At 70.6% G+C, this 15,599-nt stretch carries 13 protein-coding genes and 1 pseudogene; 10 read left to right on the top strand and 4 right to left on the bottom strand.

What is annotated here, in order from left to right:
• Positions 1-109: 109 nt before the first annotated feature.
• The 3 genes from ACFWR9_RS35415 (at position 110) to pntB (ending at position 3,672) form a co-directional block, all read left to right on the top strand.
• Positions 110-565: a hypothetical protein gene (locus ACFWR9_RS35415; RefSeq protein WP_383849731.1), complete on the top strand. Its 456-nt coding sequence runs from the start codon at positions 110-112 to the stop codon at positions 563-565.
• Positions 566-655: 90 nt separating this feature from the next.
• Complete coding sequence (locus ACFWR9_RS35410) at positions 656-2,230, top strand: Re/Si-specific NAD(P)(+) transhydrogenase subunit alpha (protein ID WP_383849688.1); 1,575 nt, start codon at positions 656-658, stop codon at positions 2,228-2,230.
• Positions 2,227-3,672 carry a Re/Si-specific NAD(P)(+) transhydrogenase subunit beta gene (gene pntB / locus ACFWR9_RS35405; protein ID WP_383849685.1) on the top strand — a complete coding sequence of 482 codons (1,446 nt, stop codon included), beginning with the start codon at positions 2,227-2,229 and terminating at the stop codon, positions 3,670-3,672. Before ACFWR9_RS35410 ends, pntB begins: the two co-directional genes overlap by 4 nt.
• A gap of 66 nt (positions 3,673-3,738) precedes the next feature.
• Here pntB and ACFWR9_RS35400 read toward each other — a convergent pair whose 3' ends face one another.
• Entirely contained in the window at positions 3,739-4,161 is a 423-nt protein-coding gene (locus ACFWR9_RS35400; RefSeq protein ID WP_383849682.1) for a MarR family winged helix-turn-helix transcriptional regulator, read from the bottom strand.
• A gap of 176 nt (positions 4,162-4,337) precedes the next feature.
• Between ACFWR9_RS35400 and eno the strand changes: the two genes are divergently transcribed.
• On the top strand, positions 4,338-5,645 hold the full coding sequence (gene eno, locus ACFWR9_RS35395; RefSeq protein WP_383849679.1) for a phosphopyruvate hydratase: 1,308 nt from the start codon (positions 4,338-4,340) through the stop codon (positions 5,643-5,645).
• 20 nt (positions 5,646-5,665) lie between these two features.
• Here the strand turns inward: eno and ACFWR9_RS35390 are convergent, their stop codons facing one another.
• Both ACFWR9_RS35390 and ACFWR9_RS35385 read right to left on the bottom strand, forming a co-directional pair.
• Positions 5,666-6,250: a dihydrofolate reductase family protein gene (locus ACFWR9_RS35390; RefSeq protein ID WP_383849677.1), complete on the bottom strand. Its 585-nt coding sequence runs from the start codon at positions 6,248-6,250 to the stop codon at positions 5,666-5,668.
• Positions 6,251-6,338: 88 nt separating this feature from the next.
• Positions 6,339-7,349, bottom strand: coding sequence for a hypothetical protein (locus ACFWR9_RS35385; RefSeq protein WP_383849729.1), 1,011 nt, complete (start codon positions 7,347-7,349; stop codon positions 6,339-6,341).
• A 117-nt stretch (positions 7,350-7,466) separates the two neighbouring features.
• On the opposite strand from ACFWR9_RS35385, the gene ACFWR9_RS35380 reads away from it, so the two are divergent.
• On the top strand, positions 7,467-8,165 hold the full coding sequence (locus ACFWR9_RS35380; protein ID WP_383849675.1) for a TetR/AcrR family transcriptional regulator: 699 nt from the start codon (positions 7,467-7,469) through the stop codon (positions 8,163-8,165).
• Positions 8,166-8,189: 24 nt separating this feature from the next.
• On the opposite strand, the gene ACFWR9_RS35375 is transcribed toward ACFWR9_RS35380, so the two are convergent.
• A complete protein-coding gene (locus ACFWR9_RS35375) occupies positions 8,190-8,330 on the bottom strand; it encodes a hypothetical protein (protein WP_383849672.1) in 141 nt (46 codons plus the stop codon).
• Positions 8,331-8,567: 237 nt separating this feature from the next.
• Here ACFWR9_RS35375 and ACFWR9_RS35370 point away from each other — a divergent pair, with 237 nt between their 5' ends.
• From ACFWR9_RS35370 to ACFWR9_RS35350, 5 genes and pseudogenes are all read left to right on the top strand, one after another.
• Positions 8,568-9,488, top strand: a complete 921-nt coding sequence (locus ACFWR9_RS35370; protein WP_383849670.1) for a WD40 repeat domain-containing protein — start codon at positions 8,568-8,570, stop codon at positions 9,486-9,488.
• 667 nt (positions 9,489-10,155) lie between these two features.
• Positions 10,156-11,625, top strand: a complete 1,470-nt coding sequence (locus ACFWR9_RS35365) for a sugar transferase (RefSeq protein WP_383849667.1) — start codon at positions 10,156-10,158, stop codon at positions 11,623-11,625.
• Between the two features lie 73 nt (positions 11,626-11,698).
• Entirely contained in the window at positions 11,699-13,027 is a 1,329-nt protein-coding gene (locus tag ACFWR9_RS35360; protein ID WP_383849665.1) for a nucleotide sugar dehydrogenase, read from the top strand.
• Positions 13,017-14,296 (top strand): annotated as a pseudogene (locus ACFWR9_RS35355) (glycosyltransferase family 4 protein). Before ACFWR9_RS35360 ends, ACFWR9_RS35355 begins: the two are co-directional and overlap by 11 nt.
• Positions 14,293-15,599: Wzz/FepE/Etk N-terminal domain-containing protein (locus ACFWR9_RS35350; RefSeq protein WP_383849663.1), on the top strand; the 1,307-nt coding region annotated here is incomplete at its 3' end. The pseudogene ACFWR9_RS35355 and the gene ACFWR9_RS35350, both read left to right, overlap by 4 nt.

Below are 15,599 nucleotides of genomic sequence, written 5' to 3'. Positions count from 1 at the left end.
GACACAAGGGCGGGAGACCGGCATGGAGGACTCGGCGGACCGCATCGCGCAGCCGTGGGGCGCCCGGACGCCCTACGGGCGGCACGAGACCTGGCCGGGCCGGGTGGACATGTTCCTCACGGACGGGGTGGCACCCGCGGCGACCGTCGCCGATCGGCACCGCACCGAGCACGAGGTCCACCACATCGCCACCGGTCTCGCCCGCTGGTCCCGCGAAGACGTCCGGCGACTGGCCGAGGTCGCCCCGCACCACGACATGCGCCTGGACGACTCGCCCGACGACGCCAGGGACGGAATCTTCGCGACGCTCCGCAAGCAGGCGTCGGCAGCCGCGGTGAACCGGCCGGAGCCGGGTCTGCTGCTCCTGCGCGACCTGCGAGACCTGCACGTCGCCGCCGTGGAGAACTCGCTCCACTGGGAGATGCCGGCCCAGGCCGTACAGGCGTCGAGAGACAGCGAACTCCTACGACTGGCCTCCGACTGCCACCCGCAGACGCTGCGCCAGATGCGCTGGACCCACATCGTGATCAAGAACCTGGCACCACAGATCCTCACCAGCCTGTGACCCACCCGGACCGGGATCAACGATTTCGGTGCCCGGTCGCCCTCGTCTGGGTACGGAACTCCGCAACAACGCCTCGACGAGAGACTGGACATGACTGGACACCACTCCACCCATCATCCACCTCAACGCGTCGGCGTCGTCGCCGAGTCCATACCCGGAGAGACTCGCGTCGCCGCGACGCCCGCAACGGTTCGCCTGCTGCTCGGCCTCGGTTACCAGGTCGTCGTCGAGTCCGGGGCCGGTGCGGCCTCCGGGTTCGGCGACGACGCCTACACGGAGGCGGGGGCGAGCCTCGGCGAGGCCTGGGCCGCGGATGTCGTACTGAAGGTCAACCCGCCGTCGGGCGAGGAGATCGCCGAGCTGCGTGACGCGGCCACGCTGGTGGCCCTCATCGCGCCGGCGCAGCGGCCCGAGTTGCTGGAGGCGCTCTCCGCGCGTGACATCACGGTGCTCGCCCTCGACGCGGTGCCGCGGATCTCGCGGGCGCAGTCGATGGACGTACTCAGTTCCATGGCGAACATCGCCGGGTACCGGGCGGTGATCGAGGCCGCGCACGTCTTCGGACGTTTCTTCACCGGACAGGTCACCGCCGCGGGCAAGGTACCCCCCGCGAAGGTTCTCGTCGCCGGGGTCGGTGTCGCGGGGCTCGCCGCCATCGGGGCCGCGTCCAGCCTCGGCGCGATCGTCCGCGCCACCGACCCGCGGCCTGAAGTCGCCGATCAGGTCGGGTCCTTGGGCGGTGAGTACCTCGCGGTCGGCAGTACCCAGGAGGAGAGCGCCGACGGGTACGCCAGGGTGACCTCGGCCGACTACGACCGGGCCGCGGCCCAGCTCTACCACGAGCAGGCCCGGGACGTGGACATCGTCATCACCACCGCGCTGATCCCCGGACGCCCCGCCCCGCGCCTGTTGACCGCCGACGACGTGGCCGCGATGCGGCCCGGCAGTGTCGTCGTCGACATGGCCGCCGCCCAGGGCGGAAACGTCGAGGGCACCGTCGCGGGCCGGAGCGTGGTGACCGGCAACGGGGTGACCATCATCGGCTACACCGACTTGGCATCCCGGCTGCCTGCCCAGGCGTCACAGCTGTTCGGCACCAACCTGGTCAACCTGCTCGCCCTGTCCACCCCCGGCAAGGACGGCCGACTCGTCATCGACTTCGACGACGTCGTGCAGCGGGCCGTGACCGTGGTCCGTGCGGGCACGGTGACCTGGCCTCCCCCGCCGGTCGCCGTTTCGGCGGCCCCGGCAGCGACCGCGACCGCGCCGGAGACGTCGACCGCCACGCCCGTGGTCGCGAAGGCCCGGTTCACCCCGGCCGGACGCTTCGCACTGATCGGCCTCGGCATGCTCGCGACCTTTCTGGCGATCGCCTTCGCGCCGGCCCAGTTGGCCGAGAATCTCACCGTGTTCGCGCTGGCGGTGGTCATCGGCTACTACGTCATCGGCAAGGTTCACCACTCCCTGCACACACCGCTGATGTCGGTGACCAACGCCATCTCGGGGATCGTGGTGATCGGCGCCCTGTTGCAGGTCGGGCACGAGAGCGCGCTCGTCACCGTGCTGTCCTTCGTGGCGATCCTGCTGACGAGTGTGAACATCTTCGGAGGTTTCGCCGTCACCCGCCGCATGCTGTCCATGTTCTCGAGAGGCGAGTCCCGATGACGTCCATGACCGCCTCCCGTGCGGCCGACCTGGTGGCGGCCCTGCTGTTCGTCCTCAGCCTGGCCGGCCTGTCCCAGCACCGGACGTCACGCGCCGGCGTCGTCTACGGCATCGCGGGGATGGCGCTCGCCCTGACCGCCACCGTCGTCGTCTCGGCGCAGAGCGTCTCCGCCGGTCCGATCGTGCTGATCCTGCTCGCCACGGTGATCGGCGCCGCGATCGGCCTGTGGCAGGCGCGGCGCGTGGAGATGACGCAGATGCCCGAGCTGATCGCGGTACTGCACAGCTTCGTCGGTCTCGCGGCCGTCCTGGTCGGCTGGAACAGCTACCTGGAGGTCGAGGCCCACGGCTCGCAGACCCGGATCGCCGCCGATCTGATCGGCATCCATCACGCCGAGGTGTTCATCGGCGTCTTCATCGGCGCGGTCACCTTCACCGGCTCGGTCGTCGCGTACCTGAAGCTGTCCGCCCGGATCAAGTCCCGGCCCCTGACGCTGCCCGGCAAGAACGCCCTCAACCTGGGCGCGCTGGCCCTGTTCGCCGTGCTCACGGTCTGGTTCACCGTCAGTCCGAGCCTGCCTCTGATGGTGACGGTCACGGTCCTGGCGCTCGCCCTGGGCTGGCATCTGGTGGCCTCCATCGGCGGCGGCGACATGCCCGTCGTCGTCTCCATGCTCAACAGCTATTCCGGGTGGGCCGCGGCGGCCGCCGGGTTCCTGCTCGACAACAACCTGCTCATCGTCACCGGGGCACTGGTCGGATCCTCCGGTGCGTATCTGAGCTACATCATGTGTCAGGCGATGAACCGTTCCTTCCTCTCCGTCATCGCGGGCGGCTTCGGCATGGAGGCTCCGCCGAGCGGTGACGAGGAGCAGGGCGAGCACCGCGAGATACGGGCGCACGAGGCGGCCGGCCTGCTCGCGGGGGCGCGGTCCGTGGTGATCACTCCCGGCTACGGCATGGCCGTGGCGCAGGCCCAGCACCCGGTCGCGGAGCTGACGCGGCGGCTGCGCGAGCGCGGCATCGAGGTCCGGTTCGGCGTCCACCCCGTCGCAGGGCGACTGCCCGGGCACATGAACGTGCTCCTCGCCGAGGCGAAGGTGCCGTACGACATCGTCCTGGAGATGGACGAGGTCAACGACGACTTCGCGGACACGTCGGTCGTTCTGGTCATCGGCGCGAACGACACGGTCAACCCCTCGGCGACCGAGGACCCGTCGAGCCCGATCGCGGGTATGCCCGTGCTGCGGGTCTGGGAGGCGGAGCACGTCATCGTCTTCAAGCGCTCGATGGCCTCCGGCTACGCGGGCGTGCAGAACCCGCTGTTCTTCCGGGAGAACAGCAGCATGCTCTTCGGCGACGCCAAGCAGAGCGTCGAGGAGATACTGCGGGCTCTCGGTTCCGAGGAGAGGATCGGTGAACGGGTTCGCGGGGCCGTCTGACGGTGCCGAAGGGAGCGGGTGCCCAGGGCGGGCACCCGCTGATCGGCCGGGCCGGCCACGCAGACCCTAGTAGTCCGCGAGCCGCTCCAGCAGCGCGGTGCTCCGGGCCAGCAGCGCCCGCTCCTCGTCGTCGAGGCCGGCGTCGATGGCCTGCGCGAGCCAGCCGGCCCTGCGGTTGCGTTCCGCTTCGAGCGCGGCCCGGCCCGCATCCGACAGCTCGACCAGTGTCTTACGGCCGTCGGTGGGGTGCGCACGGCGCGTGATGAGGCTCTTCTCCAGGAGCAGCCCCACCGCGCGGGCCATCGACTGGGGGCGAACGCGTTGGTCCGCGGCGAGGTCGCTGGTGGTCATGGCGCCGGCGCGGTCGAGCGCACCGAGCACGGCGATCTGGCCCAGCGGGATGCGGTCCTCGTTCCTGACGCGTCGGGTGAGCTTGCCCATCGCGGTGCGCAGTTCGGCGGCGATGGCGGCGGCTTCCGAGGTGGGCATAGGGCACTTTACCCCGCTGACCAGCACCGCTGTACACCTGGCCTGCACAGCAATGCTGTACAGCAGAACTGAGCAGCACAGCTGTTCAGCATTGCTGTAGTGTCTGGTGCTGTCGGGCTCAGCGCCAGCGTCGTCGCAGCCGGGGCCGCGGCACACGACAACGGGAAGGACCTCCCATGTCCGCACAGGCAGCCGAAGACGTCGCGGCCGTCATCGAGACCGTCACCGCCCGCCGGATCATCGACAGCCGAGGCAATCCCACGGTGGAGGTCGACGTCGTCCTGGCGGACGGGTCTTTGGGGCGCGCGGCTGTCCCCTCCGGGGCCTCCACAGGTGCCCGGGAGGCCGTGGAGCTGCGCGACGGAGACTCCACGCGCTGGCACGGCAAGGGCGTCGACCGCGCCGTGGCCCACATCAACGAGGACATCGCGGCAGCCGTGCGCGGCCGGGACGCGTCGGACCAGGCGGGCCTCGACGCCGCACTGATCGCCCTCGACGGGACGGCCACGAAGTCGCGGCTCGGGGCGAACGCGATTCTCGGTGTCTCCCTCGCCGCCGCCAAGGCCGCTGCGGCAGCCCGCCACCAGCCCCTCTACCGCTACCTCGGCGGAGCCGACGCGCACCTCCTGCCGCTGCCCATGATGAACATCGTCAACGGCGGAGCCCACGCCGACAATCCGCTGGACTTCCAGGAGTTCATGATCGCGCCGGTGGGCGCGGACACGTTCGCCGAGGCCGTCCGCATGGGGAGCGAGGTCTTCCACACCCTGCGCCGCGATCTGCTGGCTGCCGGGCACTCCACGGGCGTCGGTGACGAGGGCGGCTTCGCACCGGCTCTGCGTACGGCTGAGGAGGCGCTCGACTTCGTGATGACCGCCATCGAACGCACCGGCTACCGCCCCGGCACGGACATCGGGCTGGTCATGGACCCGGCGTCGTCGGAGTTCTTCCACGACGGGGTGTACGACTACGCGGGCGAGGGAGTGCGGCGCACCCCCTCAGAGCACGCCGACTACCTGGCCAAGCTCATCGACGCCTACCCGGTCGTCTCCATCGAGGACCCGATGGCGGAGAACGACCTGGACGGGTGGCGCGAGCTGACCGCACGTGTCGGCGACCGCTGTCAGCTCACCGGCGACGACGTGTTCTGCACCAACGAGACGCTGCTGCGCGAGGGCATCCGCACCGGCGTCGGCAACTCCGTCCTGGTCAAGGTCAACCAGATCGGGACCCTGACCGAGGCCCTGGCCGCGGTGGCCACGGCACACCAGGCGGGCTGGACGGCCGTCATGTCGCACCGCTCGGGCGAGACGGAGGACACCACGATCGCGGATCTCGCGGTGGCGACCGGCTGCGGTCAGATCAAGACCGGATCGCTCTCCCGTTCCGATCGCACGGCGAAGTACAACCAGCTGATCCGGATCGAAGAGGAACTGGGCGCCTCTGCACACTTCGCGGGCCGCTCCGCACTGAGGCGGGTGTAGGCAATCGTTGGTCGGCGTCCTTATGCGGCCGCCTCGGGGCGGCGCACCCGGTAGCGAAGGTGCGTGACGTCTCGATCCTCGAGTCGTCGGACGAGGTCGAGTTCGATGTGATCACCACCCAGGTGGTCGAACAGCCTTCGGCCGTCCCCGAGGAGGACGGGGACCAGGTGGATCTCCATCTCGTCCACCTGCCCGGCTCGGAGGAGCGCTTGGGCCGCCCCCGCCCCGTGGACCATGACCGGCCGCTCCCCCGCGGCCGCGCGAGCCTGGCGGGCGCAGTCCTCGACGTCGGTGACGAAACGCGCGTGGCCGGGGGGTACGTCCCCGTCGTCCACCTGGTGGGTGAGGACGAAGATCGGCACGCCGTCGTGGTGGTCGCCCTGCCAACGCCCGGCGAGTTCGAAGGTCCGGCGGCCGGAGATCACCGCGCCGGTCGCCAGCGCTTCGCGGTAGACCTGGCCGCTCGGGCCGTCGGTCTCCCGATCGTCGAGCCAGTTGAAAAGCCGGCCACCGTTTCGTCCGAGCTCCTGCCCTGGCCGGTCGTCCGGGCCGGCGATGTAGCCGTCGAGCGACATCGACATGTACAGCCGAATGGGATTGGTCATCCTGGCCTCCTTCTCTCCCGCAAGGAAGACTTCAGGCAACCGGCAAACTCATCGGTTTGACACGCCGGAAGGTGCCCGTGCGTGATCGTCATCGGCGATAGCGCTGGGCCACTGCCGCGAAGGCGGCCTTGGGTTCCCACTCCATGTCGGGGTAGGTCTGTCCCCGGCGCCCTTCGAGGAGTCTGACGATGCCCAGGCCGGCCCGGTCCAGGTCGTCCCTCGGGTCGCCGTCCGGGCGGTGCGGATAGCCGGGCAGGGCGAACAGGAACACGAACGCGCTGTCCACGCCCTCGGTCTCGAAGATCTCCAGTAGTTCGCTCAGATACGCGGCCTGACCGGCCTCGTCGCGCTCGTATGTGCCGTTCAGCCGTACAGGGGCCTTGGTCTCCGGGTCGTACTCGACCACCTCCAGCACCCGCCCGCCGCGGTCTCCCGCGCCACGGTATGCCGCGGTGCCGAAGCCGGTGACGGCGAGCGGCTTCGGGCCCCGGGCGAGGGTGCGCACCGCGTCCCGGAACCCGTCGGCGACCTCGGCGGAGCGGAGCAGCTCGAACGTCACGATGTCGAAGGGGGTCCAGTCGACCTGTTCGAACTGGATCGATGCGTAGGTGAGCCGGCCCTGGAAGCGTTCGCGGACCGTGGACACGGCGTCGCGGAGGAACGCGTTGACGCGCAGGCCGAGTTCGCGCATCGCTTCGGCCCGGCGCTCGGGTCGGCTCAGCAGCTGTCCGACCCGCTCCTCGGGGCTCTTCCCGGGCAGGAACCCGCGGTTCATCACGCTCAGTTCGACCCCTGCGACGAACACGACTGTGGCCCCCTGCCGACGGAGCCGTTCCGCTCGGTCGGCGCAGTCGCGGAAGAGCGTGAGGATCTGCTCCGGGTCCAGTTCCAGCGGATAGGGCGAGAACCAGACCTCCAGGCCGAGTTCGACGGCGACACCGGCTGCCAGCTCCAGTCGGTCCGGGTCGCCGCCGATGATCTGGACCGCGTCGCAGTGCAGCTCGTCGCGGATGATGGCGAGCTCGCGCCGGACCACCGCGGGGTCCAAGCGCTCGTGGGACAGCCGGCCTCGCACCACGAATCCGGTGTCGTAGGTCATTCCTCTTGCTCGCATGGTGCCGTCCTCTCCGTCGGTCCCGGCGGGATCGAGACTGACAGGAAATGTGCGTGCACGAAATTTTGCGTGCACGCAGCCTTGTGTGGAAGGCTTGACGCCGTGACGACACCACCAGCAGGGCTGCGGGAGCGGAAGAAGCAGGCCACGCGCGAGGCGCTGCGTGAGGCGGCGCTGCGCCTGGCCTTGGAGCGCGGACCTGACCGGCTGCGGGTCGAGGACATCGCCGAGGCGGCCGGGGTCTCCCCGCGCACCTACAACAACTACTTCGGCAGCCGCGAGCAGGCGATCGTCTCCGCTGTCACCGCGGACCGGGAGGCGCGGATCGCTGCGGCGGTCGCGGCCCGGCCCGCGGGAGTACGCCTGGCCGACGCCGTCACCGAAGCGGTGGTGGAGCAGTACACGGACACCGGTGAGCGCGACCACCGGGCGCTGCTGCTCATCACGACCCGGACCGCGCTGCGCGACGCGTTCCTGGATGCCACCGTCGGCATCGAGCCCCCGCTGACGGCGGTGATCGCCCAACGCATCGGTGACACCGGGGAGCACACGGCCCATGTTCTCGCGGCGAGCGTGGCCGCGGCGGTACGGATCGCTTTGGAGGGCTGGCTCCGCCCGGCCGGAGCCGAGGGGGCCGACGGGGCCGACGGGGCCGACGGGGCCGACGGGGCCGACGGGGCCGACGGGGCCGACGGGAGTCTCGGCGCCGGAGGACTGGTCGTCCCCTCCGGCTCGCTGCCCGACCAGCTCCGCGCAGTACTGGCCCCGCTCGCTCCCGCGTTCGACGCGGTTGAGCGATAACCCCGTACGGCACCCGCGACGGTTTCAGGCGGCGGGAGCCAGTGGACCGCACATCACGTTGCCGGGCTCGGCCGGGTCGTCGCTGATCCAGAACTGTGTCCACAGCAGCGCGAACTCCGCGCGGCTGAGGTAGCCGTCGCCGTCCTGGTCGAGACGGTCGAACACGTCGCCCGTCGTCGTGCCGCGACCGTGCCACGTGTCGATGAGCCGCTGGTGTTCGGCCCGGGAGATACGTCCAGTTCCCCACGTCTGCCAACGGCGCCCGGGGTCACTCCAGCTCGAGTGCACGAGACCACGCTTCGCATCAACAACACCGAGCGCCGGTTCAACGCTCGGTAGACCGAACAGATGGCGGCCCCGACCCGCAGACGCGGGCCAGGGCCGGCACCATGCGCGCACCTGGTGGGAGCCACTCCACCGCCCGGTCAGAACCTCGCCCTGCCCACGCTCGATGGGCACACCGACACCGTCTGCGCGGTCGCCTTCACCCCTGACGGGCACACCCTCGCGACGGCCGGCGACGACCGGACCGTACGCCTGTGGGACGTCACCGACCGCCGGCGCCCGCGGAAACTCGCCGCCCTCACCGGCTACGGAGACGCCGTGTGCGGGCCGGCGCTGAGCCCGGACGGGCGCACGCCGGCCACCGGAAGCCGGGATCAGACCTTACGGCTGTGGATCGGCGCCGACCCCCGCGTCCCCCGGGCCCTGTCCACTCTCACCGGACACGGCGGCCGCGTGAACACGGTGGAGTTCAGTCCCGACGGGCGGGTCCTGGCCGCCTCCAACGGGGACGGCACCATGCGCCTGTGGGACGTCACCGACCTGCGCCACCCCCGCGATCTCGCCACCCTCACCGGGCGTACCGGCGGCGCCAACACCGCCGTGTTCAGCCCGGACGGGCACACCCCGGCCACGGGCGGCTGGGACGGTACCGTGTGGCTGTGGGACGTCACCGACGTCCGCCACCCGAAAGGGCTGGACACGTCCGCGGCCCTGCCGGAGGGGATCAACTCCGCCGTCTTCAGCCCCGACGGGCAGACCCTCGCCACCACGGAATCCGGGGACCCGGTACGTCTGTGGCGCGTCACCGACCGGCGTCTGCACCAGACTTCGGCTCTCCTCGGACATGTCGGCAAGGCGGCCTTCGCCCCCGACGGCCACACCTTGGCCACCGCAGGCGCGGACCGCACCGCCCAACCGTGGGAGACCTCCCCCGGACGGGTCGCAACCCGGGTGTGCCAGGTAAGTCACCCCTCCCTCATCCGGTCCGACTGGTCGAAGCACTTCGGGAACGCGATCTTCCGGCCCCCGTGCACCTAGCAGCCGGTCGAGGCCTCCACGCGCAGCGTCTCGCACGCCGCATTCAAGCCGATGTTGGTACTCACGCCCTCTTCGCGAAGGGCGCTCGATCGCCGTCGGAGGCAGCACTCTTCGCGGCACGCCCAAGAAGGATCGAGCAACCCTGTGCGAAGTCGCCGGCGACACGCGCCGGTGATCGGCGCTCGGAAGCCCCAGCTCAGCACATATTCCGTGCCTTCCGGCCGGGGACTACGAGTCGATAAGCATCGCAAATTTGATCAAGCTTGCCGCCAGAGCCCGGGGCGACACCGAGGGCTTCCCAAAACGTGACCGATTAATGAAGGCAACCTCAAAGGTTGAACACAAATTACACACATCCCCTCTTCACACCGAGCCCCGATGGTCTACATTGACCGTGCTTCGACACGAGGCGACCAGTAATGATCTATAGGTCCGGCACTTTGGCAGGTCAGCAGTTGCTGCCTCGGTGCCAGGCATGGGGATGATCAATTCCTGGAGCCCGAAAGGGCGCTTGGGTGAGGGGAGCACCCAAGGTTTCGGCGGGTACCGGCGCGCCTCGAATTCAAGTAGCTCTGCATTGCCGCAACGGCGCGGGAGGCGGGGGCCTCCCGGCGGAGCAAAACAGTGTTGGGCGAACACGTCGAATCACTGGGACCTGGGGGGTTCTGTGCGGCAAGGGGGAATAGTCAGCCCTTTTCCGTCTGCGGGCGGACGTCTGGCGAACGGGGCAGTCGGCCGGCCCGCGGTCGACTGGGAGCAGCGGTATCGCCGTACCGTGATCACCACCGATACGGTGGCAACGGCCGTCGTGGTGGCGGCGATCGGCAACTTCTTCGGGGCCCGCGACGCGGCCAACTGGCACGAGAAGTGGGGAATTCTCGCCTTCGGCACCGAGCTGCTGGTGCTGGGCGCGCTCGCGGTGAGCAGGTCGTGGGCTCCGGGCGTGCTCGGCCAGGGTGCCGAGGAATTCCGCCGGCTCGGACGCTCACTGTTCATGGCGACCGTCGTACTGGCGCTCGGCGGGATCGCCCTCACCTCGCGCAACATCAAACTCTGGATCTTCGTCGCGATCCCCGCGATCGCGCTCATCACCATGACCGCGCGGTATGTGCTGCGCCTCTGGCTGCACAGACAGCGCAAGGAAGGGCGGTGCCTGCGACCGGTGCTCGCCGCCGGGAGTCCGGCCACCGTGCGCGACCTGATCACGCGGACCCGAAGACTCCCGCATCTCGGCTGGCGGGTGGACGCGGTGTGCACGACGGGGCACGACGGTGACCAACTGGACGGAGTGCCGGTCGTCGGCCGGCTGTCGGACGTCGCGGGCCACGTCCACCGCGACGGCTACCGTGTCGTCGCCGTCACGCCGGATCCGCACTGGTCGCCGGACCGGCTGCAGCGGCTGGCCTGGAACCTCGAAGGCAGCGACACCGAGATGGTCGTGGCGCCCGTGCTGATGGAGGTGGCCGGACCGCGGCTGCACATCGACGCGGTGCTCGGGATCCCGCTGCTGCGGGTCAGCATGCCGACCTTCACCGGGGGCCGCCGCGCAGTCAAGGGCATCGTCGACCGGACGGGCGCGGCGATCCTGCTGATGCTGTTCGCGCCGCTGATGGTGTTCGTCGGGCTGCTCGTGCTGGCCGACAGTCGGGGCGGGGCCTTCTACCGCCAGCGCAGGGTCGGCAAGGACGGCCGCGAGTTCACCATTCTCAAGTTCCGCACCATGGTCGCCGGGGCGGACCGGGCGCGTGCCGGGCTGGCCGACCGCAACGAGGGCGCCGGCCTGCTGTTCAAGCTCCGCCGGGATCCGCGGGTGACCCGGGTGGGAACGGTGCTGCGCCGGTACTCGATCGACGAACTCCCGCAGCTTTTCAACGTGCTCACCGGATCGATGTCGCTCGTCGGCCCGCGGCCTCCGTTACCGGAGGAGTCCGCCGCGTACGGCCCGGACATCCGGCGGCGGCTGCTGGTCAAACCCGGACTCACCGGCCTGTGGCAGATCAGCGGGCGCAGCGACCTGTCGTGGGAGGAGGCGGTCCGGCTGGACCTGCGGTACGTGGAGGACTGGTCGCTCGCCCTGGACACAGTGATCTTGTGGAAGACGCTGCGTGCGGTGTTCTACGGCCAGGGGGCCTACTGATGCGCCGGGGACGTCGTCCGGCCGGCGCGCGGACCGCAGGCCGGGTGGGCCTGCCTGGGGGGAGGAAGGCGTCATGAGAATCAGCGTTTTCGGGCTCGGCTACGTGGGCTGTGTGTCGGCCGCGTGCCTGGCGAGCATGGGGCACGAGGTCATCGGGGTGGACGTCAACCAGGTGAAGGTCGACCTGGTCAACGACGGCAAGGCCCCGGTGGTCGAGGAGCGGATCGGCGAGCTCATCGCCGAGGTCACGCGGAACGGAGCGTTACGCGCCACCGCCGACGTCCACGAGGCGGTCATGAACAGCGAGGTGTCGCTGGTCTGCGTGGGTACGCCGTCGGAGCCCAACGGCAGCCTGTGCACCACGTACTTGGAGCGGGTCACCGAGCAGATCGGCGCCGCGCTGGCAGACCGCAGTGGGCACAGCGGACGGCACACCGTCGTGTTCCGCAGCACCATGCTCCCCGGCACCTGCCTGAACCTGCTGGTGCCGATCCTGGAGAAGTCCGTCGGCGGCACGGCCGGGGTGGACGTCGGGGTCGCGGTCAACCCGGAGTTCCTGCGCGAGGGCACGAGCGTGCGGGACTTCTTCGACCCGCCCAAGACCGTCATCGGCGAGCTGGACCCGGCCAGCGGCGAAGCGGTGATGGAGCTGTACTACGGCTTGCCCGGCGAGGTGTTCCGGGTGCCGATCCCGACGGCGGAGGCGATCAAGTACGCCGACAACGCGTTCCACGGCCTCAAGATCGGCTTCGCGAACGAGCTGGGCGCGGTGTGCCAGGCGCTGGGCGTGGACTCGCACCAGGTGATGGACGTGTTCCTGGCCGACCGCAAGCTGAACATCAGCTCCGCCTATCTGCGGCCCGGCTTCGCCTTCGGTGGCTCCTGCCTGCCCAAGGACCTGCGCAGCCTGGTCCACGCGGCACAGCGGGCCGACGTCTCGGTGCCCATCCTCTCCCACGTGCTGCCCTCCAACTCCGACCACCTCCAGCGCGCGGTGGAGCTGGTCGAGCGCACCGGCAAACGCCGGGCGGGCCTGTTCGGGCTGTCCTTCAAGCCCGGTACCGACGACCTCCGCGAGAGCCCGCTGGTCGAGCTGGCGGAGCGGCTCTTCGGCAAGGGGTACGACCTGCGGATCTACGACGCCAACGTGAGCCTCTCGCGGCTGCTCGGCGCGAACCGCGAGTACATCGAGACGCGGCTGCCGCACCTCGCGCAGCTGCTCGCGGACTCCGTCGAGGAGGTTCTCGAACACGCCGAGGTGTGCCTGGTCGGGACCCGGGACCCGGCCGTGCTGTCGGCGCTGCCCCATGGCGACGGCAGTCCCGTGATCGTCGATCTCGTCCGCCTTCCCGACGCCGAGGCGCGCCGGGCCGAACCGGGGTACATGGGCCTTGCTTGGTGACACGGCGTCGGGTGACGCGACGGGCGGCGCCCGGCCGGAACGGCGCGCGCTGATCCTGGTGGAGAACCTGTCGGTCCCGTTCGACCGGCGGGTGTGGCAGGAGTGCACGACGCTGCGCGACGCGGGCTGGACGGTGCACGTCATCTGTCCCCGGGGAACCAAGCGGGACACGGAGCCTGAGGCGGAGATCGACGGGGTGCGGATCCACCGCTACCCGTTGCGCGCGGCCACCGGAGGACCGGCCGGCTATCTGCGGGAGTACGGGGCGGCGTTGTGGCACACGGTCCGGCTGGCCCGGACGGTCGGCCCGGTCCACGTGGTCCACGCCTGCAACCCGCCCGACCTGCTGTTCCTGCCGGCCTTGTGGATGAAGCGGCGCGGCGCGCGGTTCGTCTTCGACCAGCACGACCTGGTTCCCGAGCTGTACCTCTCGCGGTTCGGCCGCGGCGAGGACCTGCTCTACCGCGGTGTGCGCGCGCTGGAGCGGCTCACCTACCGGGCCGCGGACGTGGTGATCGCCACGAACGAGAGCTACCGGGACGTCGCGGTGCGCCGTGGCGGCCGGCGTCCGGCGGACGTCTTCGTGGTCCGCAGCGCACCTGACGTCGACCGGTTCCACCCGGTCCCGCCCGAGCCGGAGTTGAAGCGGGGCAAGCCTCATCTGCTGTGCTACCTCGGGGTCATGGGTCCGCAGGACGGCGTCGACTACGCCTTGCGGGCTCTCGCGAAGCTGCGTGACGACCTCGGGCGGACCGACTGGCACGCGGTGTTCGTCGGCGCCGGTGACACCTTCGAGGAGATGGTGGAGCTGTCCCGGAGGCTCGGGCTCGCGGAGCAGGTGCAGTTCACCGGGCGCATTCCGGACGCCGATCTGGTGCGCTACCTGTCCACCGCGGACGTGTGCCTCTCCCCCGACCCGCGCAATCCGCTCAACGACGTGTCGACCATGAACAAGGTCCTGGAGTACATGGTGATGGGCCGGCCGATCGTCTCGTTCGACCTCCGGGAGGCGAGAATCTCGGCCGGCGACGCCGCCGTCTACGCGCCCGCCAACGACGAGGCCGAGTTCGCCGGGCTCATCGCCGAGCTCCTCGACGACCCCGAGCGGCGGGAGCTGATGGGCAAGGTCGGCCAGGAGCGGATCGGTGGGCAGCTCTCCTGGCGGAACTCCCAGCGGTCGTTGCTCGCCGCCTACGCCGCCGCCTGCGACGGCCGCATTCCGGTGCCGATGGGCGACACGTCAGTACAGGGCGGAGGCCGCACCGTTGAGCGATGACACCATACGCCTGGTCACGATCGGGCGGATGCTTCGCCGGCGTCGGCGGCTCTTCGCCGTCCTCGCCGTGGTGGGCGCACTCGTCGGCTACGGCGCCTCCCTGCTGTTCCCGCCGAGTTACACGACGTCGGCATCCGTCCTCCTGCCCGGGCAGTGGGAGCAGCGTGAGCTGCTGACCCAGGCGGAGATCGCGACCAGTTCGGAGGTGGTCGACCGCGCGGCCGCCGCGCTCCACTGGACCGGCGTGGACGGCATCGGCCTGCGGGACCAGGTGGGCGCCAAGGCGACCGACGGGAACATCATCAAGATCTCGGGTACGGCCGACACCCCTGAGCGCGCGCAGCGGCTCTCCGACGAGGTGGCCCAGCAGTTCGTCTCCTTCGTCGCGCGGATCGCGGGCGACAACACCGGTTCCGACGCGGCCACGGGATCCGAGGCGCTGCGGCAGCAGGTCGTGCAGACCAACCGCCGCATCACCGATCTGGCCGACTCGGCCGACCCCGGACGGACCGTGGAGAGCGTGCAGGCCCGCACCGAGCTGGCGAAGCTGCGTACCGCGCTGGCGGACGCCATGAACAAGCTGGAGCAGGCCGACGGGGCGACGGGCAAGGCCAACCTGGTCGTCATGGGGCCGGCGGCCCGGCCGACCGGCGAGGCACCGCCGACGCGGGTGCACCTCATCGTCGGCGGGGCGCTGTTGTTCCTCCTGCTCGCGGTCGTCGGCCATCTCGTCGCCGCACGGATGAAGCGTCGGCCGCGCACCGGACAGGAGATCGCCGGGGTGCTCGGCTCGGTGCTGCTGGGTACCGTCGACGTACCCGGTGAACGGCCCGCGCCCCGACCGGAGGGCCGTGGCACCGGGGCCCGGATCAGCGGGCTGCTGGGCATCGACACGCCGTGGGACACACCGGCCCCGCAGGCGTCCGGCGACGAGGACGGCAGGCGGATCCGCTACCGGCGGGTGTGCGCCCGCCTCCGGGACCGGCTGCCGGCCCCCCGGCGGCTGCTGGTGGTCGTACCGGACGGCGACGAGACCGCCCGTCGAGCGGCGAGGCAACTCGTTGCGGAAGCCGGGAGCGATCCGCTGCTGCGGGTGGCGGAAGTCTCGGTGGACCGGCCGATGGTTCCTGACCGCGACGCCGAGTCCGGTGCCCTGGTCGTGCTCAGCGCGGGCAGTCGGACCGCGGGCGAGCTGGCCGGCATCGCCGAGGCGTGCGCGGACGCGGGACATGAGGTCGTCGGCGTCGTCGTCGCCGGCCCGGTCCTGGCCCCCCGGGCCCGGGCGGCGGTCCGCCC

This window comes from Streptomyces sp. NPDC058534 (assembly GCF_042717365.1).
Lineage (GTDB): Bacteria > Actinomycetota > Actinomycetes > Streptomycetales > Streptomycetaceae > Streptomyces.
Note: the sequence above shows the minus strand (reverse complement) of the source record. Positions and strands in the feature narration are given on the sequence as shown.

Bases quoted from the DNA above. Each gene is read 5' to 3' on its own strand.
- ACFWR9_RS35415 (WP_383849731.1), top strand. From the start codon at position 110: ATGTTCCTCACGGACGGGGTGGCACCCGCGGCGACCGTCGCCGATCGG.
- ACFWR9_RS35410 (WP_383849688.1), top strand. From the start codon at position 656: ATGACTGGACACCACTCCACCCATCATCCACCTCAACGCGTCGGCGTC.
- pntB (WP_383849685.1), top strand. From the start codon at position 2,227: ATGACGTCCATGACCGCCTCCCGTGCGGCCGACCTGGTGGCGGCCCTG.
- ACFWR9_RS35400 (WP_383849682.1), bottom strand. From the start codon at position 4,161: ATGCCCACCTCGGAAGCCGCCGCCATCGCCGCCGAACTGCGCACCGCG.
- eno (WP_383849679.1), top strand. From the start codon at position 4,338: ATGTCCGCACAGGCAGCCGAAGACGTCGCGGCCGTCATCGAGACCGTC.
- ACFWR9_RS35390 (WP_383849677.1), bottom strand. From the start codon at position 6,250: ATGACCAATCCCATTCGGCTGTACATGTCGATGTCGCTCGACGGCTAC.
- ACFWR9_RS35385 (WP_383849729.1), bottom strand. From the start codon at position 7,349: ATGACCTACGACACCGGATTCGTGGTGCGAGGCCGGCTGTCCCACGAG.
- ACFWR9_RS35360 (WP_383849665.1), top strand. From the start codon at position 11,699: ATGAGAATCAGCGTTTTCGGGCTCGGCTACGTGGGCTGTGTGTCGGCC.